Origin of the sequence: Rubritepida flocculans DSM 14296 (assembly GCF_000425365.1) — a bacterium.
Lineage (GTDB): Bacteria > Pseudomonadota > Alphaproteobacteria > Acetobacterales > Acetobacteraceae > Roseococcus > Roseococcus flocculans.
The window spans coordinates 1-23,138 of the sequence record NZ_AUDH01000019.1 but is presented as its reverse complement, the minus strand read 5'-3'; the positions used below and the strand labels follow the sequence as shown (position 1 = coordinate 23,138).

The window sequence follows — 23,138 nt, the reverse complement described above, 5'->3', positions numbered from 1 at the left end:
GAAGCTCATGCGTAGCCGAGCCGCGCGTCGCGCGCGCGCGCGGCCGGGTCGCGCTGCTCGGGCGGGCCGTGGCCGCCGCCGCCGCTCGTCTCGAGGCGCACGATGTCGCCCGCGCGCAGCATCAGGTTGTCGGTCTTGGGCGGGATGGGCGTCTCCGCGCCCTCGCGGATCAGCAGCAGCCGGCCCGTCGCCGCCGGCCCGCCGCCCGCGAGCCCGTAGGGGGCGTGCACGAAGCGGTCCATGTTGGCGGTGAAGAAGCAGGCGGGGCTGTCCACCCGCCACTCGCGGATCAGGCCGAGCCCGCCGCGATGCCGCCCCCCCCCGCCGCTGCCCTCGCGCAGCGCGTAGCGCGTGACGGTGAGCGGCATCTGCGCCTCGATCATCTCGATGGGGATGTTGCTGTTGTTGTGCATCCCGGCCGCATAGGCGTTCACCCCGTCCTTCGCCGGATGCGCGCCGGAGCCGCCGATCTCGATCTCCACCAGCACCTCGCGCGCGCCGGATTCCGCGACGGTCTGGAAGGTGGTGACGTAGCTGTTGCCGTAATAGGCGGCGGGGATGAGGTGCGGCGCGGCCTGGTGCAGCGCGCCCATCATGGCGTTGAGCAGCCGGTGCCCCACGGCGATGCGGTGCGCCACCGGCGCGGGGTGGCGCGCGTTCACCACCAGCCCCTCGGGCGCGAGGACGGTGATGGGCCGGTAGCACCCCGCGCTCATGTGCAGCGAGGGATCGGCGCAGCACATCAGCGCGAACATCACGGCGGCGTTGGTGCTGGCGAGCGTGGCGTTGATCGGCCCCGCCGCCTGGGGCGAGCAGCCGGAGAGATCCACCACCGCCGTCTCGCCCGCGATGGTGAGCCGCACCGCGAGGCGCACGGGCTGCCCGAGCGCGATGCCGTCGTCGTCGAGGAAATCCTCGAACTCATAGGTGCCGTCCGGCATGGCGGCGATGGCCGCGCGCATCCCCGCCTCGCTCATGTCGAGGATGCGCCGCCCCGCCTCGATCATCGCCGCCGCGCCGAAGCGCCGCGCGAGCCGCAGCAGCGCCGCCCGCCCCACCTCCAGGCTCGCGATCTGCGAGGAGAGGTCGCCCAGCAGGAGATCGGGCTTGCGCACGTTCTGGCGTATCATCGCCCAGACCGCCTCGTTGCGCACCCCGCGCGCGAAGAGCTTCACGGGCGGGATGCGCAGGCCTTCCTGGTAGATCTCGGTGGCCTTCGCCGCGTAGCTGCCGGCCGCGAGCCCGCCCACGTCGATGTGGTGGCACAGCGCGCCGACGAAGGCGATGCGCACCCCCTCGTGGAACACGGCGCGGAAGGCCAGGATGTCGGGCAGGTGCTGGCCGCCGCAATAGGGGTCGTTGAAGATCACCACGTCGCCCTCCTCCCACTCCGCGGGGGGCACATGGTCGCGGAGCAGGGTGCGCAGCGCGTGCGTCATCGAGTTGAGGTGCGAGGGGATGCGCGCGGACTGCGCGAGGTTGCTGCCCTCGGCGTCGAACACGGCGGTGGAGTAGTCGAGCAGCTCGCGCACGATGGTGCTGCGGCTGGTGCGCCAGATGGTCACGTCCATCTCCGCGGCCGCGGCGGTGAGCGCGTTGCGGATCACCTCGATCTCGATGGGGCCGAGCGTGCTCATGCGATCCTCCGCGCCACCAGCGCGCCCTCCGGGTCCAGCGCGGCGCGCCAGCCGCGCGCGATGACATGGGTGGCGAAGGCCTCCTCGACGATGGCGGGGCCTTCGATCGCATCCGCCGGGCGCAGCGCCTCGCGCCGCCAGACGGGCCATTCCCGCGCCTCGCCGCCCTGCCAGACGCGGCGCGCGGCGGGTGCGGCGGGGCGCTCGGGCGCGGCGGGGGCCGCTTCCTCGGGCTTCTCCAGCCGGCCGATGGCGCTGGCGCGCAGCGTGACGATCTCCACCGGCTCGCCCTCGGCGGCGTAGGAGAAGCGGGCGCGGTGCGCGGCGTGGAAGCGCGCCCGCAGCGCGTCGAGGTCGGGCGCCTCGGGCCAGGGCACGAGCAGCTCGAAGGCCTGGCCGTGGTAGCGCAGATCGGCCGCGATCTCGATCGCGCGCTGCGCTTTCGGCACGCCATCCGCGGCGAGGCGCGCCTCGCCCTCGGCGCGCAGCGCGGCCAGCAGCGCCTCGATCTCCGCCTGGTTCGCCGCCTCCGCGCGCAGCAGGCGCGAGCGCGCGATGTCCTGCACGAGGTCGCTGAACAGGATGCCATAGGCCGAGAGGGTGCCGGGCTCGCGCGGGAAGATCACCTCGGCGATGCCCAGCTCCTCGGCCACCTCGGTCGCGTGCAGCCCGCCCGCGCCGCCGAAGGAGAGCAGCGCGAAGTCGCGCGGGTCGAGCCCCTTCTCGAAGAGAGAGAGCCGCACGGCGGCCGCGAGCTGGGCGTTGGTGACGCGCAGCACGCCCTCGGCCGCCTCCTCGACGGAGAGGGCGAGCTTCTCGCCGATCCACGCCTGCATCGCCGCGCGCGCGGCCGCGAGGTCGAGCGCCATGGCGCCGCCCAGGAAGAAGTCCGGATCGAGCCGGCCGAGCACCGCGTTCGCGTCCGTCACCGTGGGCTCCGTCCCGCCGCGGCCGTAGCAGACGGGGCCGGGCCGCGCGCCCGCGCTGCGCGGGCCGACGGTGAGCCGCCCCGCCGCGTCCACCGCGGCGATGGAGCCGCCGCCCGCGCCGATGGTGCGCATCTCCACCATGGGCAGCCGCACGGGCAGGCGGTCCACCTCGCCCTGGGTGACGAGGCCGATGCGGTGGCCCTGCACCACGCTCACGTCGAAGCTCGTGCCGCCCATGTCCACGGCGACGAGGTTGGGCCGCGCGAGGCGGCGCGAGAGGCGCTCCGCCGCCAGCGCCCCGCCCGAGGGGCCGGAGAGCAGCAGCCGCGCAGGCTGCTCGGCCGCGCTGCGCAGGCTGCACATGCCGCCATTGGACTGCACGAGGAAGACGCGCGGCGCGAATCCGCCCTCGCCCAGCCGCGCCTCCAGCCGCTCCAGGTAGCGGCGCACCACCGGCATCAGCAGCGCGTTGAGCACGGTGGTGGAGAGGCGTTCGTATTCGCGGATTTCGGGGCTGATGTCGGAGGAGAGGCAGACCGGCACGCCCGGCAGCGCGGCTTCCACCGCCGCGCGCAGCGCGCGCTCATGCGCGGGGTTGGCGTAGGCGTGCAGCAGGCCGATGGCCACGGCTTCGGGCGCGGCGGCGCGCAGCCGCGCCAGCACGGGGGCGAGATCGCCGAGCGGGATTTCCACGCTGCCGTCGGCGCGCATCCGCTCGGGCACGCCGAAGCGCATGTCGCGCTCGATGAGGCAGGGGAAGGGATCGGGCGCCAGGCCGTAGATGTCGCGCCGCACATGGCGCGTGATCTCCAGCACATCCTCGAAGCCCGCGGTGGTGAGCAGCACGCCGCGCGCGAGCCGCCGCTCCAGCACCGCGTTGGTGGCGATGGTGGTGCCGTGCATGAGCAGGCCCACATCGGAGAGCGCGAAGCCGAAGCGTTCCGCCGCCTCGCGCACGCCGGTGAGCAGTCCCTCCGAAGGGTCGGCCGGGGTGGTGGGCGTCTTCCACGCCACCACGCGGCCCTGGCGCGCGTCGAGGATCTGCAGGTCGGTGAAGGTGCCCCCGATGTCCACCGCGATGCGGACGGGGCGCGCGTCCGACGGCATCAGCGACGCCGCGCGCGGGCGGGTGCGCGCCCGAGGCCGCAGGCGAGGAGGAGGCGCTTCATCATGTCGGGAACACTCCGTCGGTTCAGGCCAGCACGCCGGGCAGCCACAGCGCGATTCCGGGAAAGACGAGCAGCAGCAGCACGGCGGCGAGATAGGCCAGCAGGAAGGGCGTCACGCCCAGGAAGACGTCGGTGATGGGCCCCGGCTTCGGCCGCATGCCCTGCAGCACGTACATCACCGTGCCGTCGGGCGGGCTGATCATCGCGATCTCGACCATCATGGTGATCACCACGCCGAACCAGATCGGGTCGTAGCCGAGCGCCACCACCACGGGGAACACCACGGGCACGGTGGTGATGATCATGGAGAAGCCCTCCATGAAGGTGCCCAGCGCGAAGTAGAGCGCGATGATGCAGAGCATGATGGCCCAGGGCGGCAGCGGCAGCCCCGCGATCAGCCCTGCCAGCGCCTGCGGCACGTTGATGGTGGTGAGAATGTAGTTCAGCAGATAGGCGCCGAAGATGATGAGGCCGAGCAGCGCGGTGTTGCGCGCCGCGGCCTCCGCGCTCGTATGCAGCATGCGGAAGGTGAGGCGGCCCTCCAGCGCGGCGAAGGCCATCGCGCCCGTCACGCCCAGCGCCGCGGCCTCCGTCGGCGTCGCCCAGCCCGCGTAGATGGAGCCGAGCACGAGCAGGATCAGCGCGAGCGTGGGCGCGAGATCCGTCAGCGCGCGCAGCCGGGTGGCGAGCGGCAGCGGCGGCGGCTTCTCCATCGGATGGCGCAGCCCGTGCGCGAGGATCAGCAGGAGGAAGAGCGCGGTGACCAGCAGCGCGGGCAGCAGCGCGGCGATGTAGAGCGCGCCCACGCTGGTTTCGGTGATCAGCCCGTAGATGATGAAGGTGATGCCGGGCGGGATCAGGTTTCCGAGCGCCCCGCCCGCGGCGAGCGAACCCAGCACCCAGCGCGGGTTGTAGGCGGTGTTCTGGAAATAGGGCAGCGCCACGCTGCCCATGGTCGCCGCCGTGGCGACGCTCGATCCGCTGATCGCGGAGAAGACGGCGCAGGAGGCGATGTTGGTGTGCAGCACCCCGCCGGGCAGGCGGTTGAGCCAGACGTTGAGCGCGCGGTAGAGCCGCTCGGACAGCCCCGCCCGCAGCAGGATTTCGCCCATCAGCAGGAAGAGCGGCACCGCCACCAGCACGTAGTTCGAGGAGGGGCCCCAGAGCGTCTGCCCCGCGAAGTTCCACCAGGGCCGGTCGCTGAACAGGAAGCCGATCAGGAAGGCGAGCGCCCCCAGCACCGCGGCGATGTACACGCCCGAGCCGAAGAAGACGACGAAGACCCCGATCAGCATGAGGATTTCGGCGATGGGCAGCGCCGCCGCGCCGGAGGCCGCCGCCACCAGCACCACGCCGAGCAGGCCGAGCAGGAAGACGAGGGCGATCACCCGCGCCCATCCTTCGCCATCGCCACGGCCTGCAGCGCCTCCTCCGTCTCGTCCTGCAGCGAGCGGCTGCCGAGCAGCGCATCGAGCCGCCTCGGCTCGCCCACCAGCAGGGCGAGCAGGCTCTCGAGCAGCAGCACGCCGCACATCGCCGCGAAGGCGATGAGCCCCACCGTCCAGATGCCCTGCGGCAGGACGAGCGGGATGCGCAGCGCCGAGTTGTCGTGCGCGTCGAACAGCGCGCTCTCGTCCCAGAGCATCCAGCCCGCCCAGGCGATGAAGGCGGCGAAGCCCGCGAGCAATAGCAGCGCGAGCAGGTGCAGCGGCGCGCGCAGCGACAGCGGCAGGCGGTTCACCAGCACGTCCACGCGGATATGCGCGCGGCAGGCCAGCGTGTGCGCCAGCGCCCAGGCGATGCCGCAGGCCAGCATGTAGCCCGTCACCTCCACCGTGGCGGCGGAGGAGACGCCGAGCAGGTTGCGCCCCAGTATGTCGGCGGTGACGAACAGCGCGCAGAGCACGTAGTTCCAACCCGCCGCCCAGGCCATCAGCGCCGCGAGCCCCGCCGCCCCGCGGCGCAGCAGCGCGGCGGCGCGCAGCAGGATCAACCGCCGAAGCGCACGCCGGAGATCGGCGCGATCACCTGGTTGTAGATCTCGCCGCAGCGCGCGCCGCAGCGGCGCACGAAGCCGGGCAGCACCACCTGCTCGAAGATGCGGCGCATCTCGGCGCGGTCGGCCTCGCTCGCCTTCACCTCCGTCATCGGCCGCGCGGCGAGGGAATGGATGCGGCAGCCCGCGCGGTTGCCGATGTTGCAGTCGATGCCGTCGCGCGTCGCTTCCGCCCCCAGCGCCCACTGCCTGTCGGCGATCTCGCGGAAGGTCTCGTCCAGCAGGGCGCGCACCGCGGGCTCCTGGCGGTTGTACCAGGCGAGGTTCACGACATAGGCGGCGACCGCCCAGCTCACCGCGAGGTCGCTGATGTGCGTCGAGACCTCGGGCCAGCGCGCGGCGGCGCCGGAGCCGGAGCCGGTGATGGCGCAATCCACCACGCCGCGCTCCAGCGCCGAATACACCTCGGGGAAGCCGATGGAGACGGGCTGCGCGCCCAGCGCCGTGTAGAAATCCACCAGCGAGTTGCCGAAGGTGCGGATGCGCCGCCCGCGCAGATCGGCGAGCGAGGCGAAGGGCGCGCGGCAGAACAGCACCTGCGCGGGGAAAGGATACATCGCCATGATCCGCACCCCGAAGCGCTCCAGGTCGCGGTTCGCCACGGGCGTCATGGCGTCCGCGATACGGCGCGCCAGCGCGATGTCGGGCGCGAGGCCCGCGAGGTCCACGCCGTCCAGGATGGGCACGTCGCCCGAGAGGGTGGTCAGCGTGCCCGCGCCGATCTCGGCCTGGCCGGCGCGCACGAGGCGGATGATCTCGGCACCCGAGAGGTTGCGCTCGGCGTGGGTGGCGAGCGTCACCTCGATCCGCCCGCCGGAGCGCGCGCGCAGCCCGTCGCGCAGCAGGGGCTGGTCCACCAGCGTGTATTGCGGCTGGGTGGGCAGCGGCTGCGTCACGGCGGTGATGGCGATGCGCGGGCCGGGGGGGATGGCCGTCTGCGCGGCGGCGGTTCCCGCCATGCCCAGCGCGGCGAGCAGGGCGATCAGGGGGCGAAGCATGGTGGCGCGGGCCTCCTCACGACGAGGCCGCGAGGATGGCACGCGGCGCGCGCCATTCCAGACGGTTTTGCATGACAGACCCGTCATGCGCGCAGGCGTTGCCCGCCCCGCGGTCAGCCCTGCGCGCGGGATGGGCGGTTCACCCCCAGGGCCCGCGCCCGCGCGGCCGCGCCCAGGGCGAGGCGGCCGGCCCGGTCTGCGGCATGCGGCGGGCCGCATAGCCGCCTCCGCCCAGCGCCATGAGCCGGCGGATGCGCTCCTCCGTCGGCGGATGGGTCGAGAAGAGCGCGTCGATCCGGAAGCCCGAGAGCGGGTTGATGATGAACATGTGCGCGGTCGCCGGGTTGGCCTCCGCCGCCTGGTTCACGCGGCCCTGCTTGTAGCGCTCGAGCTGCGCGAGCGCGCTGGCCAGCCAGGAGGGATCGCCGCAGATGCGCGCGCCCTCCGCGTCCGCCTCGTATTCGCGCGCGCGGCTGATCGCCATCTGCACCACCATGGCCGCGAGCGGGCCCAGGATCATCAGCAGGATCAGGCCGATGGCCCCGAAGGGGCTCGCGTTGCGGTCGCGCTGGCCGGACATCATCCAGCCGAACTGCGCGAGGAAGCCGATGGCGCCCGCGATGGTGGCGGTGACGCTCATGATCAGCGTGTCGCGGTTCTTGATGTGCGCGAGCTCATGCGCGATCACGCCCGCCACCTCGCGCTCGTCCATCATGGCGAGCAGCCCGGTGTTCACCGCCACCACGCCGCGCTCGGGGCTGCGGCCGGTGGCGAAGGCGTTGGGCTGGTCCTCGTGGATGAGGTAGAGGCGCGGCATCGGGATGCCTGCGCGCGCGGCGAGCTGCTGCGTCATCGCATAGAGCTGCGGCGCCTCGGCGGGCGAGAGGGGCTGCGCGTTGTGCATCCGCAGCACGACGGAATCGCTGCCCCACCAGGCGAAGAGGTTCATGCCGCCCGCGACCAGCAGCGCCATCAGCATGCCGCCCTCCCCGCCGATGGCGTAGCCGGCGGCCAGGAACAGCGCGGTGAGCGCCGCGAGCAGGATGAAGGTGCGCACCATCTTCCCGAACTCCCTTCCTCCCTCCAGATGAGCGACATGGACGACAAGGACAAGCCGCCGCCCCCGCCCCTGCCCAGCGGCAAGCCGCGCAGCGCCCCGCCGCTCACCAGGATAGACCGCCCGCCGCGCCCGCCCGCGCCGGCCGGAGAGGAGCATGGCGGCCCCTCGGGCCCGGAGCCCACGCGCTACAATGACTGGGAGCGCAAGGGCCGCGTCAGCGATTTCTGATCAGCCGAGGGCGCGCCAGAAGATGTAGGCGGCGACGAGCAGGATCAGCCCGGCCAGCACCGCCTCCAGCGCGCCGCGCCGCGCGCCGATCCGCGCCCCGGCACGCAGCCCGAGCCAGGAGCCCAGCGCCCCGCCGGCCACGAAAAGCGCCGCCACCGGCCAATCCACCAGCCCCGCCGTGGCGTAGCTGAAGGCCGTGCCCGCGCCGAGCGCGAAGACCGCGACGAGCGAGGTGCCCACCGCGTAGCGCATCGGGAAATCGGCCGCCTTCATCAAGGCCGGCACGATCAGGAAGCCGCCGCCGATGCCGAAAAAGCCCGAGAGCACCCCCACGCCGAAGCCCGAGCCCGCCAGCCGCGGCGCGTTGAGCCGCGACAGGCGCGGGGCCTCGGCCTGGGCGGCGGCGGGCTTGCGCCGCAGCATGGCGATGGCCACCACCACCATCAGCCCGGCGAAGGCGGCCAGCAGCGCCTGGCCGTCCACCCGCTTGCCGATGGCCGCACCCAGCAGCGCGCCGAGCAGCCCGAGGGAGGCGAAGACGGCCGCGCAGCGCCAGCGCACATTGCCCGCCCGCGCATGCTGCGCGAGGCCGGCCAGCGCATTCGCCGCCACCGCGACCGCGCCCGTGCCGATGGCGACATGCGGGCTCGCCACGCCGACGGCGTAGAGGAGAAGGGGGGTGGCCAGGATGGAGCCTCCCCCGCCCACCAACCCCAGCGTGAACCCCACCCCCGCGCCGGAGGCGAGGCTCATCGCCAGCTCGGCCAGGGTCACGGCGCGGCGGCCACCCTGTTCCAGGGCATGGCGCGCAGCATGTTCGCCATCGGGCAGTTGCCGGTGACGCCCGCGAAGATCAGCCCCGCCCCCACGAAGCCCGACAGCGCGTAGAAGCCGGGCGCGACGAAAGCGCCCAGCAGCACGCCGAGCAGCGCGAGCGAACCGGCGGCGATCTGCACCTGGCGCATCACCTCGATGGGGCGGCGCTCGTTCTTCTCCACGGGCAGGCCGGCGCGCTGCCAGGCGTCGAGCCCGCCTTCCACGATGAAGGCCTGCATGCCCTCGGTGCAGTCGGCCAGCTTCGGGGCGGTGCCCGTCGTGCGCATGCCCGAGCGGCAGTGGAACAGCACCGGCTTGCCGGCATGGGCGGCCAGCGCCGCCTCGTCGAGCTGGTCGAGCGGCAGGTTGAGCGCGCCGGGGATGCGCGCGCGCGCGTGCTCGTCGGGGCCGCGCACATCCACCAGCAGGGCGCCCTGTTCGCGGATCAGGCGCGCGGCCTCGGCCGCGGAGAGGGTGGGCAGGCTCATCGTCTCGTATTCCTGGATGGGCCGCGGGGGCGGCCTCTCGTCTGGACCATAGCTAGTGGGCCCCTATATATAAGTCAACGCTGATATGGAGCAGCCCCATGGCCCCCCACATCCAGGCCTTCTTCGACGAGCCCACCAACACCGTCACCTACCTCCTCGGCGACCCCGAGACCAAGGAGGCCGCGGTGATCGACCCCGTGCTGGACTGGGACCACAACTCGGGCACGGCCGATGTGCGCTCGGCCGAGGCGGTGCTGGCCGCCGCCCGCGCGGGCGGCTGGCGCATCACCCATCTGCTGGAGACCCACGCCCACGCCGACCATCTCTCCGGCGCGCCCTTCCTCAAGGCGCACACCGGCGCGAAGATCGGCATCGGTGAGCACATCAAGGAGGTGCAGCGCATCTTCCGCCCCGTGTTCAACATGGAGGGCATGACGCCCGACGGCGGCGATTTCGACCTTCTCTTCCGCGACGGCGAGGTGTTCCACGTGGGCGCGCTGCGCGTGGAGGTGATGCACCTGCCCGGCCACACCCCGGCCTGCGTGGCCTATCGCGTGAACGAGGCCGACGTGTTCGTGGGCGACACCATCTTCATGCACGATTACGGCACGGCGCGGGCCGATTTCCCGGGCGGCGACGCGCGCACCCTCTACCGCTCCATCCGCCGCCTGCTCTCCCTGCCGCCCGAGACGCGGCTGTGGATGTGCCACGACTACAAGGCCCCGGGCCGCGACCACTACGCCTGGCAGAGCACCGTGGCCGAGGAGCGCGCGCACAACCCCCATGTGAAGGACGGCATGACGGAGGAGGATTTCGTCGCCTTCCGCACGGCGCGCGACGCGACCCTCGCCGCGCCGCGGCTGCTGCTGCCCTCCATCCAGGTGAACATCCGCGCCGGGCGCTTCCCGGCGGCGGAGAGCAATGGCGTGCGCTACCTCAAGGTGCCGGTGCGCGCGGCGCAGGGGGTGGTGCTGGCCTGATCGCGGCCGGCCGAATGGCCGGACGCCTCACCCCGCCGCGGGCGCGCGTGGCGGCGGCATGGCCTCCTCGGGGCCGTGCTCGGCCAGGGTGGCGGGATCGAGATTCGCCCCGCAGACCAGCACCCCCACCCGCGCGCCCGGCGGCGGCGTCCAGGCGCCGGAGAGCAGGGCGGCCAGCGCCGTGGCCCCTCCCGGCTCCGCGGCGATCCTGGCCTCCCGCCACAGCGCCCGCTGGGCGGCGCGGATGGCCTCGTCGGGCAGCGTGACGGGGAGGAGCCGCCGCGCCGCGTGCAGCCGCGCGGCCAGCGGGAACATCAGCGCCCCCACCTGCCGCGCGCCCAGGCTGTCGGCCGCGATCCCGCCCACCGGCGCGGGAACGGGCCGCCCCGCCCGCAGGGCATGGGCGAGGCAGGGGCAGCCCTCCGGCTCCACGGCCACCAGCGTCACGCCCGATTCCGCATGCCAGGCGGCCGCGCCGCCGATCAGCCCGCCGCCGCCCACCGCCACCAGAAGATGCGTCAGGGCGGGCGCCTGCTCCTCCCATTCGCGGAACAGCGTGCCCTGGCCGGCCAGCACCTCGGCCTGGTCATAGGCATGGACGCGCAGCGCGCCCGTTTCGGCGGCGCGCGCCTCGCTCGCCTGGCGCGCCTCGTCATAGCTCGCGCCGCCGACCACGAGCCGCGCGCCGAAGCCCGCGATGCGGGCGCGCTTGGCGGGGGCGGTGATCTCGGGGACGAAGATCTCCGCCGGCAGGCCGAGCCGCGCCGCCGCCGCCGCCACCGCCGCCCCGTGATTCCCGCCCGAGGCCGCCACCACCCCCGCCGCCGGGGCGCCGGCCGCGCGCAGGGCGTTGAAGGCGCCGCGCGGCTTGAAGCTGCCGGCGAGCTGCAACTGTTCGAGCTTCAGGGTCAGCGGCCATCCGGCCAGCTCCAGCTCCAGGGTCGGGGTGCGCCGCACATCGCCCGCGATGCGGCGGGCGGCGGCGGCGATGGCGTCTCGGTCGATGCTCATCCCCCCGGCGAAGCACCCGAAGGGCCGCGCCGCAAGCGCCGCTTTCGCCCCGGCCCCATTCCTGCCATAAACCCCCGGTTCGGAGATGACGGCAGCCGGGATGCTCCTGCACGGAAGCTGCGTGGCGCTCAGCGAGACAGGCGTTTTGTTGCTGGCGCCCTCGGGCGGCGGAAAATCGGACCTCGCGCTGCGGCTGATCGGCCGCGGGGCGCGGCTGGTGGCCGATGACCAGGTGCGCCTCTCGGCCGAGGGCGAGGCGCTGCGCGCGGCCCCGCCCGAGGCGCTGGAGGGCCGGATCGAGGTGCGCGGCCTCGGCCTGCTCGCCGGGCTGCCCTGGGCGCCGGCGCGGCTCGGCCTCGTCGTGGATCTGGTCCCGCCCGGGGGGGTGGCCCGCCTGCCCGAGCCCGCGCGCTGGGAGGCTCTGGGCCTCGCCCTGCCCCGCCTCGCCCTCGACCCCCGCGCCCCCTCCGCCCCGGATGTGGTGCTCGCCGCCGTGGCGGCGCTGGAGGGGCGCTGGCGCTGCACCGCCGGGGCGCTGGCCGCATGAACGCGCCCGCCGCCCCCCGCCCGCTGGTGCTGGTCACGGGCCTGTCGGGCGCGGGCAAACAGTCCATCCTGCGCGTGCTCGAGGATCTCGGCTACGAGACGGTGGACAACCCGCCGCTCGCGATGCTGGAGACGCTGCTGCGCGAGGGCAGCGCGCCGCTCGCCGCCGGCATCGACGCGCGCAGCCGCGGCTTCGAGCCGGAGCGGGCGCTGGCCCTCATCGCCCGGCTGCGCGCCGACCCGGCCGTGCAGATGAGCCTGATCTACGCCACCGCCGAGGAGGCGGTGCTGCTGCGCCGCTACACCGAGACGCGCCGCCGCCACCCCCTGGCGCGCGGCGAGCGCGTGCAGGACGGCATCGCGCGCGAGGCCGCGCTGCTCGCCCCCCTGCGCGAGGTCGCCGACTGCGTGGTGGACACCTCCGACCTCCCCCTGCCCGAACTGCGCCGCATGATCGAGGGGCGCTACGGGCTGGAGGGCGGGCCCGGGCTCAACCTCCTGGTGCAGTCCTTCGCCTTCCCCAAGGGCCTCCCGCGCGAGGCCGACCTCGTCTTCGACGTGCGCTTCCTGCAGAACCCGCATTACGACCCCGTGCTGCGGCCGATGACGGGGCAGGACGCGCCGGTGGCCGCCTTCGTGGCCGCCGACCCCGATTTCCCCGCCTTCTGGGAGCGCCTCGCGGGCTTCGTCTCGCCGCTGCTGCCGCGCTATGTGGCCGAGGGGAAGAAATATCTCACCATCGCCATCGGCTGCTCGGGCGGGCGGCACCGTTCCGTCTTCGTGGCGGAGAAGCTCGCCGACCATCTCCGGCGACAGGGCTGGCGTGTCGAGGTCGCGCATCGCGAACTGCCCGCGCCCCGTGCTATGCTGCATCGAGAGGCGCGGCCCCCCGAGGCGCCGCCGACCCCGAGCCCGGACGACAGCGGCGCCCCCGCGCCCCATTCCCCCCTTCCCATGACCACCACCGCAGAAGACCCACGATGATCGGCCTCGTGCTCGTCACGCACGGGCGCCTCGCCCTCGAGTTGCGCCACGCCATGGAGCATGTGGTCGGCCCGCAGCAGGCGGTGGCGACCGTCTGCATCGGCCCCGAGGACGACATGGAAGGCCGCCGCGCCGACATCCGCGCCCGCATCGCCGATGTGGACCAGGGCGATGGCGTGGTGCTGCTGACCGACATCGCCGGCGGCACCCCCTCCAACCTCGCCCTCTCCCTCGCCGATCACCGGCGGGTGGAGGTGATCGCCGGGGTGAACCTGCCCCTGCTGGTCAAGCTCGCGAAGATCCGCGGCACGGAACCGCTGGCCGAGGCGGTGGAACACGCCACCATGGCCGGGCGCAAATACATCGCCTGCCCGGGCGACCTCGCCGGCCACGGCGCGGCGGCCGAGGCCAAGGCCAACGGGAGCGACGGCAGCGCATGAACGAATGGCCCACCGAGGAGGGCGAGGCCACGCCCCAGCTCGCCTCCGCCGCCGAGACGCCCTTCGCCCCCGCGGCCGCGGGGGCGGATTCCGTGGTGCTGAAGCGCACGGTGCGGATCGTGAACAGCCGCGGCCTGCACGCCCGCGCCGCGGCGAAGCTGGTGGCCGTGGCCGAGCGCTTCGGCGCCTGCGTGAAGGTCTCGCGCGGGGGGCAGACCGTGCCGGCCTGCTCCATCATGGGGCTGATGATGCTGGGCGCCGGCCAGGGCAGCGAGATCACCATCGAGGCCGAGGGCTGGGACGCCCGCGAGGCGCTGGAGGCGGTGGCCGGGCTGGTCGAGGCCGGCTTCCATGAAGACTGAGGGCCAGGCCCGGCCCGAGCCCCCCCGCGGCGCCGAGGAGCGCCGCAAGACCCCGCGCGCGCCCAAGGCCGCCGAGGCCGAGAAGCGCCTGACGGGCATTCCCGTCTCGCCCGGCATCGCCATCGGGCAGGTCTATGACACCACCGAGGCGACGCCCGAAACCCCGCGCCGCAGCATCGCCGAGGCCGAGGTGGAGGCCGAGCGCACCCGCCTCTCCGAGGCCGCCGCCCTCTCGCGCAAGCAGGTGGGCAAGCTCAAGGCCCGGCTCGCCATCCTGCCCGAGGAGGCGCAGGAGGAGCTGGAGCCGCTGCTCGACGCCTACATCCTCATGCTCGGCAACTCGCGCCTGCTGCGCGGCGCGCGCAAGCGCATCGGCGAGGAGCTGCTCTCCGCCGAGACGGCGGTGCAGGACGAGGCCGAGGCCATCGCCGCCGCCATCCTCGCCACGAAGGACGACGACAAGGCCGGGCTCAACCGCCGCGCGGGCGAGGTGCGCGAGATCGCGCGCCGGCTGGTGCGCAACCTCACCGCCACCCCCTTCCGCTCATTGAAGGGCGTGCCGCAGGGCGCGATCCTGGTGACGGAGGAGCTGACGCCGGCCGACGCCGCGCTGCTCGAGCCCGGCCGCATCGCCGCCGTCTGCACCGAGGAGGGGGGGGCGGACGGGCACACCGCCATCATGCTGCGCGCGCTGGGCATCCCGGCGGTGCTGGGCTGCCATGGGCTGACCGCCGCGGCCCGGCGCGGCGATGCGGCGGTGGTGGACGGGGCGGCCGGCTTCCTCGCGCTGCACCCCTCGGCCGAGACGCTGGCCGCGGCGCGCGAGGGGCTCGCCGCCCAGGCGAAGGAGCGCGCGCGGCTGGGCAAGCTGCGCCGCCTGCCCGCCGAGACGACGGACGGGCAGCTCGTCGAGCTGCAGGCCAATCTGGAAATCCCCGCCGAGCTGCCGCTGCTCGACCAGGCCGGGGCCCAGGGCATCGGCCTCTTGCGCACCGAGTTCCTGTTCATGAACCGGCCCGACCCGCCGGACGAGGACGACCAGGTCTCCGCCTACCGCATGATCGTGGAGGCGATGGGCCATGACCCCGTGACCATCCGCGTGCTCGACTGGGGCGGCGAGAAGGAGATCGAGGGGCTGGCCGACACGCTGCCCGCCCCGGTGGGCCCCAACCCCGCGCTCGGCCTGCGCGGCCTGCGCATGCTGCTGAAGCGGCCCGAGCTTCTGGAGGCGCAGTTCGCCGCCATCCTGCGCGTCTCGGGCCTCGGCAATGTGCGGGTGCTGCTGCCCATGGTGACGGTTCCCGCCGAGGTCGCCGCGGCGCGCGAGATCTACGAGCGCGTGGCCCGGCGCCTGCGCCGGCGCGGCGAGAGCCTGCCCGAGAAGCTGCCGCCGCTCGGCGCCATGATCGAGACCCCCGGCGCGGCGCTGGCCGCGGATGCCATCGCGCTGGAGGCGGATTTCTTCGCGATCGGCACCAACGACCTGGCCATGTACACCCTGGCGGTGGACCGCGCGGAGATCGACGTCGCGCATCTCTACGACCCGCTGCACCCCGCCGTGCTGCGGCTGATGCAGTTCGCCATCGAGGCGGCGCTCAGGCTACGCATGCCCGTCTCCGTCTGCGGGGAGATGGCGGGCAACCCCAAGCTGGTGCCGCTGCTGCTCGGCCTCGGGCTGCGCTCGCTCTCGATGAACGCGAGCGCCATCCCGCGCGTGAAGCAGGCGGTGCGCGGCCTCGACATCGACGACTGCGCGCGCTTCGCCCGCCGCGTGATGGAGCAGAGCGACCCCCAGCGCATCGCCGAGCTGGTGGAGGAGTTCAGCCGGCGCGAGGAGCGCTGATACGGGCGGCCGCGCTACGCCCAGAGCCGCTCGCGCTGCAGGTTCACATAGAGCGCCGCCACCCACTCGCCATAGCCGTTGAACAGGCGGGTGGGCACGCGCTCGCCGCTGCCCAGCAGCCGTTCCGTCGCCTGGCTCCAGCGCGGATGCGCCACCTCCGGGTTCACATTGGCCCAGAACCCGTATTCGCTGGGCTGGATGCGCGGCCAGAAGGTCTGCGGCCGGCGGTCGGTCAGGGTGATCCGCACCACCGACTTGCCGGACTTGAAGCCGTATTTCCACGGGAAGACCACGCGGAACGGCCCGCCATTCTGCTGCGGCAAGGGCCGGCCATACATGCCGACGGGCATGAAGGTCAGCTCGTTCATCGCCTCCTCGAGGGTGCAGCCCTCGACATGCGGCCAGGGATACCATGATTGCCGCAGCCCGGGCATGACGGCAGGCAGCGCCGCCGTCTCGAAGGCCAGGTAGCGCGCGCCGGAGAGCGGCTCGACCAGGCGCAGCAGGTGCGAGAGCTCGAAGCCCGTCCAGGGCACGGTCATCGCCCAGGCCTCGACGCAGCGCAGGCGATAGACGCGCTCCTCGATGGGCATGAGGCGGATCAGCTCGTCCACGTCGAAGGTGCGGGGCTGCGCCACCATCCCCTCGACGCGGATCTGCCACGGGCGCACGGGCATGCGCTGGGCGGCGCGCCAGATGCTCTTGTCGGTCCCGAACTCGTAGAAGTTGTTGTAGCTGGTGGCGTCGCGCTCGGGGGTGAGGGCGCGGCCGCCCTCGAAGCGCTCGTTGCGGGCATGGGCGGGCAGGGGCGGGGCGGGGGGTGCATCGCCGATGCGCTGCGCCGCGGCCGCGCCGGGCAGCAGCGCCGCCCCCGCGCCGAGCAGGGCGCGGCGCTGCAGCACCGCGGCCTCGGGCGTGGCGGCGCTCTCGGGCAGTTCCCAGCCCCTGCGGCGGCGGATCAGCATGGCGCGAGGCCGGGCGGGGAGTGGCGCATGGCGCTGCTGTAGCGCAACTCTCCGAGTTTCGGAATCGGGATTTGGAACGCGATCCGCGAAGGCGGAGGCGCCGCAGCGGTGAATCGCCCTCTCGGCAAAGGCTGGGCCATGATCCGATGTCGCGGATCATGGCCTAGGCCGCGGGCAGCACCACCCCCGCGCAGGGGCCGAAGCCGATGGGGACGAAGCCCTCGCGCCGCGCCCGCGCCGTCAGCACCACCTCGTCGCCGTCCTCGAGGAAGGCGCGCGTCTCGCCGCCGGGCAGGCGCAGCGGCTCGCGCCCGCCGGCCGTGCTCTCCAACAGCGAGCCATAGGCCGCGCGCTCGGGCCCGCTGATGGTGCCCGTGCCCAGCAGATCGCCGGGGCGCAGGTTGCAGCCGTTGCTGGTGTGATGCGCCACCATCTGCGCCGGGGTGAAGTACAGGTGGCGCGCGTCGCTCGCCGCCACGCGATGCGGCGCCAGCCCCGCGGCGCGCATGCCGGGGGTGAGGAGCCAGACCTCCAGCTCCAGCGCGAGGGCGCCCGCGGCCTGGTCCGCCTCGTCCCAGAGATAGGGCAGCGGCCGCGGGTCGCCCTCCGGGCGCGGGGCCTGCGGGATGCGGAAGGGCGCCAGCGCCTCGGGCGTGACGATCCAGGGGCTGATGGTGGTGGCGAAGGATTTGCCGAGGAAGGGGCCGAGGGGCTGATACTCCCAGGCCTGGATGTCGCGCGCCGACCAGTCGTTCAGCAGGCAGAAGCCCGCGATGTGCGCGGCCGCGCTCGCGATGGGGATGGGCTCGCCCAGCGCATTGCCGGGGCCGATGAAGACGCCGAGCTCGAGCTCGTAGTCGAGGCGCTGGGCGGGGCCGAAGCTTGGCCCCTCCGCGCCCGCGCGCTGGCCGTTCGGGCGGCGCACCGGCGCCCCGCTCGGCACGATGGAGGAGGCGCGGCCGTGATAGCCCACGGGCAGATGCTTGTAGTTGGGGAGCAGCGGATTGTCGGGGCGGAAGAGCTTCCCGGCCGCGACGGCGTGATGGATGCCGGCGTAGAAATCCGTGTAGTCGCCGATCTGCGCGGGCAGGTGCAGCGTCACCTCGCGCTGCGCGTGCAGCCATTCGGGGTGCGGCGTGGCGCCGTGGGCGAGCAGGGCCGAGACGCGCGCGCGCAGGGCCCGGCGCGCCGCCGCGCCCTCGGCGAGGAAGGCGTTGAGCGGCGCGGGCAGGGCAAGCCCCGCCGCGGCGAGGTCGAGCACCATCTCCCCGATGGCCACCCCCGCGCGGGGCGCGCCGCCCGGCGGCGAGAAGACGCCGAGCGGCAGGTTCTGGATGGGGAAGTCCGGATGCCCGTTGGCGCTCTCCACCCAGGAGCGGAGCGCGGGGTCGAGCGTCGGGTCGGTCACGGGCGGGCGGGGTCGAAATAGCGCTTCAGGGCGCGGCCGTAGTGCTCGTAGCCGCGCTCGCGTTCCGCGAGCCCCGCCGCCCAGTCGGTGACGCGCTGCGGCAGCCGCGTCTCGAACATGAAGGCCATGGTGCCCTCCAGCTTGTGCGGCTTGAGCTCGGCGCGGCTCGCGCCCTCGAAGGCGTCCACGTCCGGGCCGTGCGGCAGCATGCGGTTGTGCAGCGAGATGCCGCCCGGCTTGAAGCCCTCCGGCTTCGCGTCGTACTGGCCGTAGATCAGCCCCATGAACTCGCTCATCACGTTCATGTGATACCAGGGCGGGCGGAAGGTGTTCTCCGCCACCATCCAGCGGTCGGGGAAGATCACGAAGTCGATGTTCGCCGTGCCCGGCGTCTCGGAAGGCGCGGTCAGCACGGTGAAGATGCTCGGGTCCGCGTGGTCGAAGAGCAGCGGGCCGACGGGCGAGTACCGCCGCAGGTCGTACTTGTAGGGCGCGTAGTTGCCGTGCCAGGCCACCACGTCCAGCGGGCTCCAGGGCAGCTCCGTCTCCCACAGCCGCCCGCCCCACTTCACCACCAGGCGGTGCGGCGTCTCGCGGTCCTCGTAATGCGCGACGGGTGTGAGGAAGTCGCGCGGGTTCGCGAGGCAGTTGGCGCCGATCGGTCCGCGCTCGGGCAGGGTGAAGGCGCCGCCGTAGTTCTCGCAGAGATAGCCGCGCGAGGGCCCCTCCACATCCACTGCGAACTTCACGCCGCGCGGGATGACGGCGATCTCGCCCGGGGCGAGGTGGATGCGCCCGAACTCGGTGCGCAGCAGCAGCGTGCCCATCTGGGGGACGAGCAGCATCTCGGCGTCGGCGTTCCAGAACACCTCGTCGGTCATCGAGCGGTCGCAGAGCCAGAGCGAGGCGGCCATGCCCGTGGCGGCGTCCGAGTCGCCCGCGGTGGTGACGGTGCGGATGCCCTCGATGAAGCTGCCCGCGTTCTGTGGCACCGGCACGGGGGCCCAGCGATAGGGCGCGGGCGGCAGGTCGCGCCCCTCCTCGCAGGGGGCGCTGCGCCAGAGCCCGGGCGCGCGCGGGCGCAGGCTGTTCCAGTGCGCGATGGTGGGGCGGATGCGGTAGAGCCAGCTCCGCTCGTTGGTCGCGCGCGGGGCGGTGAAGGGCGAGCCGGAGAGCTGCTCGGCGTAGAGCCCATAGGCGCAGCGCTGCGGCGAGTTGCGCCCGACGGGCAGCGCGCCCGGCAGCGCCTCCGTCTCGAAGCCGTTTCCGAAGCCCGACATGTAGCCCGCCGTCTCGACCGCGGCGCTGCGCTGGATCACGTTCATGGCCTGTGCCTCCGTTCCCGGCCGGAGTTTACCGCGCAGCGGGGGGGCGGGCGAAGGGGCTCAGCGCCCGAGTTGGCCGGCCTCGGCCTCGCAGGCGTCCAGCACGGATTCGAAGCGGGCGCGCTGGGCCTGGGTGAGGCGCTTGCGGCGCGCCGCGTCCAGCAGCCCGGGCTCCGGCGCGAGGCGGGAGACGGCGCACTCCGCATAGGCGGCGCAGACGGGCGCGGGGTCGCCCGAGGCGGCGCAATCGGCGCGCAGCGCCTCGCGCCAGGACTCGCGCAGCGCGGCGGGCGAGGGCGCGGCGAGATGGGCGGCCAGCATCAGCGCCCCGATGAAGAGGGGCTGGTGCAGCAGATAGATCGGCAGGCTGCGCCGCCCCGCCCAGGCGAGGCCGCGCACCACCGCCCCCGGCGCCGCGCCCGCCCCCGCCAGCGGCAGCCGCCGCCCCGCGACGAGGCCGAGCAGCATCCAGCCCCACCAGGGCGCGAGCGGCACGTGATCGAAGGCCGCCGAGGGCTCGGGCGAGAGGCCGAGCCAGCTCCAGCCCGGCCCCGCGAAGGCGGGGTCGCGCAGCAGGAAGGGCAGCGCCATGACCAGGGCGGCGAGCGCGAGCAGCAGCGCATCGGGCGCGCGGCGCAGCGGCCAGGCCAGCAGGCTGCCGAGCGCGATGGCGTGCAGGATGCCGAACAGCACCATGTTCGCCGGCGCGAACCACCAGGTCGCGAGGCTCACCAGCCCCGCCGCCGCCGCGATCCGTCCCACGCGCCGCAGCGCCCGGCCCGGGCCCGCCCCCGCGCGCGCCGCCAGCGCGAGGCCGATCCCGGAGATGACGAGGAAGCTCACGGTCGTGGCGCGGGCCAGCGCCGTCCAGCCCGCGTGGTGCGCGATGTCGGTCGCGATCCAGCCGAAGAGGCTGAGATCCCAGGCGCCGTGATACAGCGCCATGGGGATGAGCGCCGCGCCGCGCGCCGCGTCCAGCCAGGCGAGGCGCGCGGGCGTCACGCGCCGGGCCTCAGAGGATCTTCGCCGCCTCGTCGAACTCGAGGCGCGGGCTGCGCGGGAAGAGCCCCGCCGGGTCGCCATAGCCGAGATTGACCAGGAAGTTGGACTTCCAGCCCGTGTCGGCGAGGAAGAGCTCGTCCACCTTCATGTTGTCGAAGCCGCTCATCGCCCCGACATCGAGGCCGAGCGCGCGCGCGGCCAGCATCAGATAGGCGCCCTGCAGCGTGCCGTTGCGGAAGGCCGTGATGTCGGCGAGCGACCAGTTGCCCGCGAACCAGGACTTCGCGTCGGCATGCGGGAAGAGGCGCGGCAGAAGGTCGTAGAACTTCGGGTCATGCGCCACGATGACGGTGACGGGGGCGGTCATCGTCTTCTCGATGTTGCCGGGCGAGAGCGCCTCCTTCAGCTTCGCCTTCGCCTCGGGCGAGCGCAGGAACAGGAAGCGCGCGGGCGAGGCGTTGGCGCTGGTCGGGCCCCATTTCAGCAGCTCGTAGAGCGCGTGGATCGTCTCGTCCGAGACGGGCTTGTCCAGCCACTTGTTGTGCGTGCGCGCGGTGCGGAAGAGCTGGTCCAGCGCGGCGGGCGGAAGGGGTTCGGTCATCGGTCGCTCCGTTCGGTGCGTCGCCCCGCCATATGCGGGCGGGGGCGCGGCCTGCCAATCCCGCGCCCATTCCGCGCGGCGATGCCCCTCATGGACGGGGCGAATGACGGGGCGTAGCCTCCGCCGCGGACGGAGGAGACAGCCATGGACCTGCGCGACACGCTGAAGGGGCGGCTCAGGCTGCCGCTGATCGGCTCGCCGCTCTTCATCATCTCGGTGCCCGATCTGGTGGTGGCGCAGTGCAGCGCGGGCGTGATCGGCGCCATGCCCTCGCTCAACGCCCGGCCGATCGAGCAGCTCGACGAATGGCTGGCCGAAATCCGCGAGCGGCTGGCGGCGCATGACCGCGCGCACCCTGACCGGCCCTCCGCGCCCTTCGCCATCAACCTCATCGTCCACAGGTCGAACGACCGGCTGGAGCAGGATCTCGCGCTCTGCGTGAAGCACCGCGTGCCGCTCATCATCACGAGCCTGGGGGCGCGGCCGGAGGTGAACGCGGCCATCCATTCCTATGGCGGCCATGTGCTGCACGACGTGATCAACCAGGGCTTCGCGCACAAGGCCATCGAGAAGGGCGCGGACGGGCTGGTGCTGGTGGCGGCCGGCGCGGGCGGGCATGCGGGCGCCCAATCCCCCTTCGCGCTGCTGCAGGAGACGCGCGCCTGGTTCGCGGGGCCGCTGGCGCTCTCGGGCGCCATCGCGCATGGGCGCAGCATCCTCGCCGCCGAGGCGATGGGGGCGGATGTCGCCTACATGGGCACCGCCTTCATCGCCACCGAGGAGGCCCGCGCGGTGGAGGACTACAAGCGCATGATCACCGAATGCGGGGCGGAGGACATCGTCTACACCAGCCTCATCACCGGCGTGCACGGCAACTACCTCAAGCCCTCGCTGCGCAGGGCGGGGCTCGATCCCGACAATCTGGAGGCCGGCGACAAGTCGCAGATGAGCTTCGCCTCCGACCGCAAGAAGCGCTGGAAGGACATCTGGGGCGCGGGGCAGAGCGTGAGCGGCGTGCGGGAGGTGCTGCCCGCCGCGCGGCTGGTGGACAGGCTGGCCGAGGAATACTGGGCCGCGCGCCGCGCGCTCGGGGCGCATTCGCCGCTCGTGAACCCGCGCTGGGGGCGCATGGCGGAGGCGGCGGAGTAGCATCCGGCGCGCCGCGCCCCACATCCCGGGCATGGAGAGCGAAGCGACCTGGCGCCTCGGCGCCTTCCTCGGCGTCCTCGCGCTGCTGCTGCTGGCGGAGCGGATCATCCCCTGGGCCCAGCCGCGCCCGCTGGGCGCGCGGCGCTGGGTGGCGAATCTGGGCCTGGTGGCGCTGGGCTCGGTGCTGGTGCGCCTGACCCTGCCGCTCGCCGCGGTGGGGGTCGCGCTCTGGGCGCAGGACGCTGAGGTGGGGCTGATGAACGCGCTCGACCTGCCGCTCTGGCTCTCCCTGCCGCTGACGGTGGTGGTCTTCGACCTGCTGATCTACCTCCAGCACCGGGTGTTCCACGCCCTGCCCTGGCTCTGGGCGCTGCACCGCGTCCATCACGCCGACCCGGAGATGGACGCGACCACGGGGCTGCGCTTCCACCCCGTCGAGATCTGGCTCTCCATGCTGGTGAAGATGGCTGCGGCGGCGCTGCTGGGCGCGCCGCCGGAGGGGATCCTCGTCTTCGAAATCCTCCTCAACGCCACCAGCCTGTTCGAGCACGCGGCCATCCGCCTGCCGCCCGCGCTGGACCGTGCGCTGGCGCTGGTGATCGTCACGCCCCGGCTGCACCGCATCCACCACAGCGAACGCGAGGAGGAGACGAACAGCCATTACGGCTTCTGCCTCTCGATCTGGGACCGGCTGTTCGGCACCTGGCGCGGGCGCTGGGAGGGGGAGCTGGTGCTGGGCGTGCGGGGCTGGCGCGCGGCGGAGGAGCAGACGCTGCCCCGCCTGCTCGCGCAGCCCTTCCGGCGGCTGCGCGGCTAGGCTCAGGACTCATTGCCCGAGCCAGAAGATGACGGTGGCGGCGAGTGTTATGGCTGCGAAGAAGGTGTGGGCGCAGCGGTCGTAGCGCATGGCGATGCGGCGCCAATCCTTGAGCCTGCCGAACATGATCTCGATGCGATGGCGCTGGCGGTAGAGCAGGGCGTCGTGCGGGATGGAGCGTTTGCGGCTTCGTGTGGATGGGATGCAGGGCGTGATGCCCCGGGAGATGAGGGCTTCACGAAAGCGCGCGCTGTCGTAGCCACGGTCGGCGATCAGGTCCCGGATCCCGGGGGGCAGCCGAGGCAGCATCAGGGCCGCTCCGCG

Annotated in this window: 24 protein-coding genes; 9 read left to right on the top strand and 15 right to left on the bottom strand. The window is 73.5% G+C overall.

Annotation, left to right across the window (positions count from 1 at the left end):
• Positions 1-5: 5 nt before the first annotated feature.
• From H596_RS21620 to htpX, 6 genes are all read right to left on the bottom strand, one after another.
• A complete protein-coding gene (locus tag H596_RS21620; protein WP_037301455.1) occupies positions 6-1,637 on the bottom strand; it encodes a hydantoinase B/oxoprolinase family protein in 1,632 nt (543 codons plus the stop codon).
• The gene (locus tag H596_RS0113680; RefSeq protein WP_027285366.1) at positions 1,634-3,673 is read right to left on the bottom strand and encodes a hydantoinase/oxoprolinase family protein; all 2,040 of its coding nucleotides are present in this window, start codon (positions 3,671-3,673) and stop codon (positions 1,634-1,636) included. The genes H596_RS21620 and H596_RS0113680 overlap by 4 nt, the downstream gene beginning before the upstream one ends.
• An 85-nt stretch (positions 3,674-3,758) precedes the next feature.
• A complete protein-coding gene (locus H596_RS0113675; protein WP_051213018.1) occupies positions 3,759-5,123 on the bottom strand; it encodes a TRAP transporter large permease in 1,365 nt (454 codons plus the stop codon).
• The gene (locus H596_RS21615; RefSeq protein WP_051213016.1) at positions 5,120-5,728 is read right to left on the bottom strand and encodes a TRAP transporter small permease subunit; all 609 of its coding nucleotides are present in this window, start codon (positions 5,726-5,728) and stop codon (positions 5,120-5,122) included. The genes H596_RS0113675 and H596_RS21615 overlap by 4 nt, the downstream gene beginning before the upstream one ends.
• Complete coding sequence (locus H596_RS21610) at positions 5,725-6,789, bottom strand: TRAP transporter substrate-binding protein (protein WP_051213014.1); 1,065 nt, start codon at positions 6,787-6,789, stop codon at positions 5,725-5,727. The genes H596_RS21615 and H596_RS21610 overlap by 4 nt, the downstream gene beginning before the upstream one ends.
• Before the next feature lie 139 nt (positions 6,790-6,928).
• Positions 6,929-7,849 (bottom strand): zinc metalloprotease HtpX, encoded by a 921-nt coding sequence (htpX, locus tag H596_RS21605; protein ID WP_037301452.1) that lies wholly within the window; start codon positions 7,847-7,849, stop codon positions 6,929-6,931.
• A gap of 27 nt (positions 7,850-7,876) precedes the next feature.
• On the opposite strand from htpX, the gene H596_RS21600 reads away from it, so the two are divergent.
• The gene (locus tag H596_RS21600; protein ID WP_245584014.1) at positions 7,877-8,077 is read left to right on the top strand and encodes a DUF1674 domain-containing protein; all 201 of its coding nucleotides are present in this window, start codon (positions 7,877-7,879) and stop codon (positions 8,075-8,077) included.
• On the opposite strand, the gene H596_RS0113650 is transcribed toward H596_RS21600, so the two are convergent.
• Positions 8,078-8,830, bottom strand: a complete 753-nt coding sequence (locus H596_RS0113650; protein ID WP_037301505.1) for a sulfite exporter TauE/SafE family protein — start codon at positions 8,828-8,830, stop codon at positions 8,078-8,080. It abuts the gene before it with no gap.
• Positions 8,831-8,847: 17 nt separating this feature from the next.
• Positions 8,848-9,381: a rhodanese family protein gene (locus tag H596_RS0113645; RefSeq protein ID WP_027285363.1), complete on the bottom strand. Its 534-nt coding sequence runs from the start codon at positions 9,379-9,381 to the stop codon at positions 8,848-8,850.
• Between the two features lie 98 nt (positions 9,382-9,479).
• On the opposite strand from H596_RS0113645, the gene H596_RS0113640 reads away from it, so the two are divergent.
• A complete protein-coding gene (locus H596_RS0113640; protein ID WP_027285362.1) occupies positions 9,480-10,361 on the top strand; it encodes an MBL fold metallo-hydrolase in 882 nt (293 codons plus the stop codon).
• Between the two features lie 27 nt (positions 10,362-10,388).
• Here H596_RS0113640 and H596_RS21595 read toward each other — a convergent pair whose 3' ends face one another.
• Entirely contained in the window at positions 10,389-11,372 is a 984-nt protein-coding gene (locus tag H596_RS21595) for a serine/threonine dehydratase (protein ID WP_051213012.1), read from the bottom strand.
• Between the two features lie 85 nt (positions 11,373-11,457).
• Here H596_RS21595 and H596_RS21590 point away from each other — a divergent pair, with 85 nt between their 5' ends.
• The 5 genes from H596_RS21590 to ptsP all read left to right on the top strand — a co-directional run bounded on the left by H596_RS21590 (position 11,458) and on the right by ptsP (position 15,547).
• Positions 11,458-11,919, top strand: a complete 462-nt coding sequence (locus H596_RS21590) for an HPr kinase/phosphorylase (RefSeq protein WP_037301446.1) — start codon at positions 11,458-11,460, stop codon at positions 11,917-11,919.
• Positions 11,916-12,902 (top strand): RNase adapter RapZ, encoded by a 987-nt coding sequence (gene rapZ / locus H596_RS21585; RefSeq protein WP_084602797.1) that lies wholly within the window; start codon positions 11,916-11,918, stop codon positions 12,900-12,902. The genes H596_RS21590 and rapZ overlap by 4 nt, the downstream gene beginning before the upstream one ends.
• A complete protein-coding gene (locus tag H596_RS21580) occupies positions 12,899-13,342 on the top strand; it encodes a PTS sugar transporter subunit IIA (protein WP_051213009.1) in 444 nt (147 codons plus the stop codon). The genes rapZ and H596_RS21580 overlap by 4 nt, the downstream gene beginning before the upstream one ends.
• A gap of 92 nt (positions 13,343-13,434) precedes the next feature.
• Positions 13,435-13,704: an HPr family phosphocarrier protein gene (locus H596_RS0113615; RefSeq protein WP_027285361.1), complete on the top strand. Its 270-nt coding sequence runs from the start codon at positions 13,435-13,437 to the stop codon at positions 13,702-13,704.
• The gene (ptsP, locus tag H596_RS21575) at positions 13,694-15,547 is read left to right on the top strand and encodes a phosphoenolpyruvate--protein phosphotransferase (protein WP_037301444.1); all 1,854 of its coding nucleotides are present in this window, start codon (positions 13,694-13,696) and stop codon (positions 15,545-15,547) included. The genes H596_RS0113615 and ptsP overlap by 11 nt, the downstream gene beginning before the upstream one ends.
• 14 nt (positions 15,548-15,561) lie before the next feature.
• Here ptsP and msrP read toward each other — a convergent pair whose 3' ends face one another.
• The 5 genes from msrP to H596_RS0113585 all read right to left on the bottom strand — a co-directional run bounded on the left by msrP (position 15,562) and on the right by H596_RS0113585 (position 20,848).
• Positions 15,562-16,512, bottom strand: a complete 951-nt coding sequence (msrP, locus tag H596_RS0113605) for a protein-methionine-sulfoxide reductase catalytic subunit MsrP (RefSeq protein WP_027285360.1) — start codon at positions 16,510-16,512, stop codon at positions 15,562-15,564.
• A 163-nt stretch (positions 16,513-16,675) separates the two neighbouring features.
• Positions 16,676-17,920, bottom strand: a complete 1,245-nt coding sequence (gene fahA, locus H596_RS0113600; RefSeq protein WP_027285359.1) for a fumarylacetoacetase — start codon at positions 17,918-17,920, stop codon at positions 16,676-16,678.
• Positions 17,917-19,245, bottom strand: coding sequence for a homogentisate 1,2-dioxygenase (gene hmgA / locus H596_RS0113595; protein ID WP_037301440.1), 1,329 nt, complete (start codon positions 19,243-19,245; stop codon positions 17,917-17,919). The genes fahA and hmgA overlap by 4 nt, the downstream gene beginning before the upstream one ends.
• Before the next feature lie 60 nt (positions 19,246-19,305).
• Positions 19,306-20,247, bottom strand: coding sequence for a heparan-alpha-glucosaminide N-acetyltransferase (locus tag H596_RS0113590; RefSeq protein WP_027285357.1), 942 nt, complete (start codon positions 20,245-20,247; stop codon positions 19,306-19,308).
• 10 nt (positions 20,248-20,257) lie between these two features.
• Positions 20,258-20,848, bottom strand: a complete 591-nt coding sequence (locus H596_RS0113585; RefSeq protein WP_027285356.1) for a malonic semialdehyde reductase — start codon at positions 20,846-20,848, stop codon at positions 20,258-20,260.
• A gap of 144 nt (positions 20,849-20,992) precedes the next feature.
• On the opposite strand from H596_RS0113585, the gene H596_RS21570 reads away from it, so the two are divergent.
• On the top strand, positions 20,993-21,997 hold the full coding sequence (locus tag H596_RS21570; protein WP_051213006.1) for an NAD(P)H-dependent flavin oxidoreductase: 1,005 nt from the start codon (positions 20,993-20,995) through the stop codon (positions 21,995-21,997).
• A gap of 31 nt (positions 21,998-22,028) precedes the next feature.
• Complete coding sequence (locus H596_RS0113575) at positions 22,029-22,814, top strand: sterol desaturase family protein (protein WP_027285355.1); 786 nt, start codon at positions 22,029-22,031, stop codon at positions 22,812-22,814.
• Between the two features lie 9 nt (positions 22,815-22,823).
• Here H596_RS0113575 and H596_RS0113570 read toward each other — a convergent pair.
• On the bottom strand, positions 22,824-23,138 hold a 315-nt coding region (locus H596_RS0113570; RefSeq protein WP_027285354.1), incomplete at its 5' end, for an IS5/IS1182 family transposase.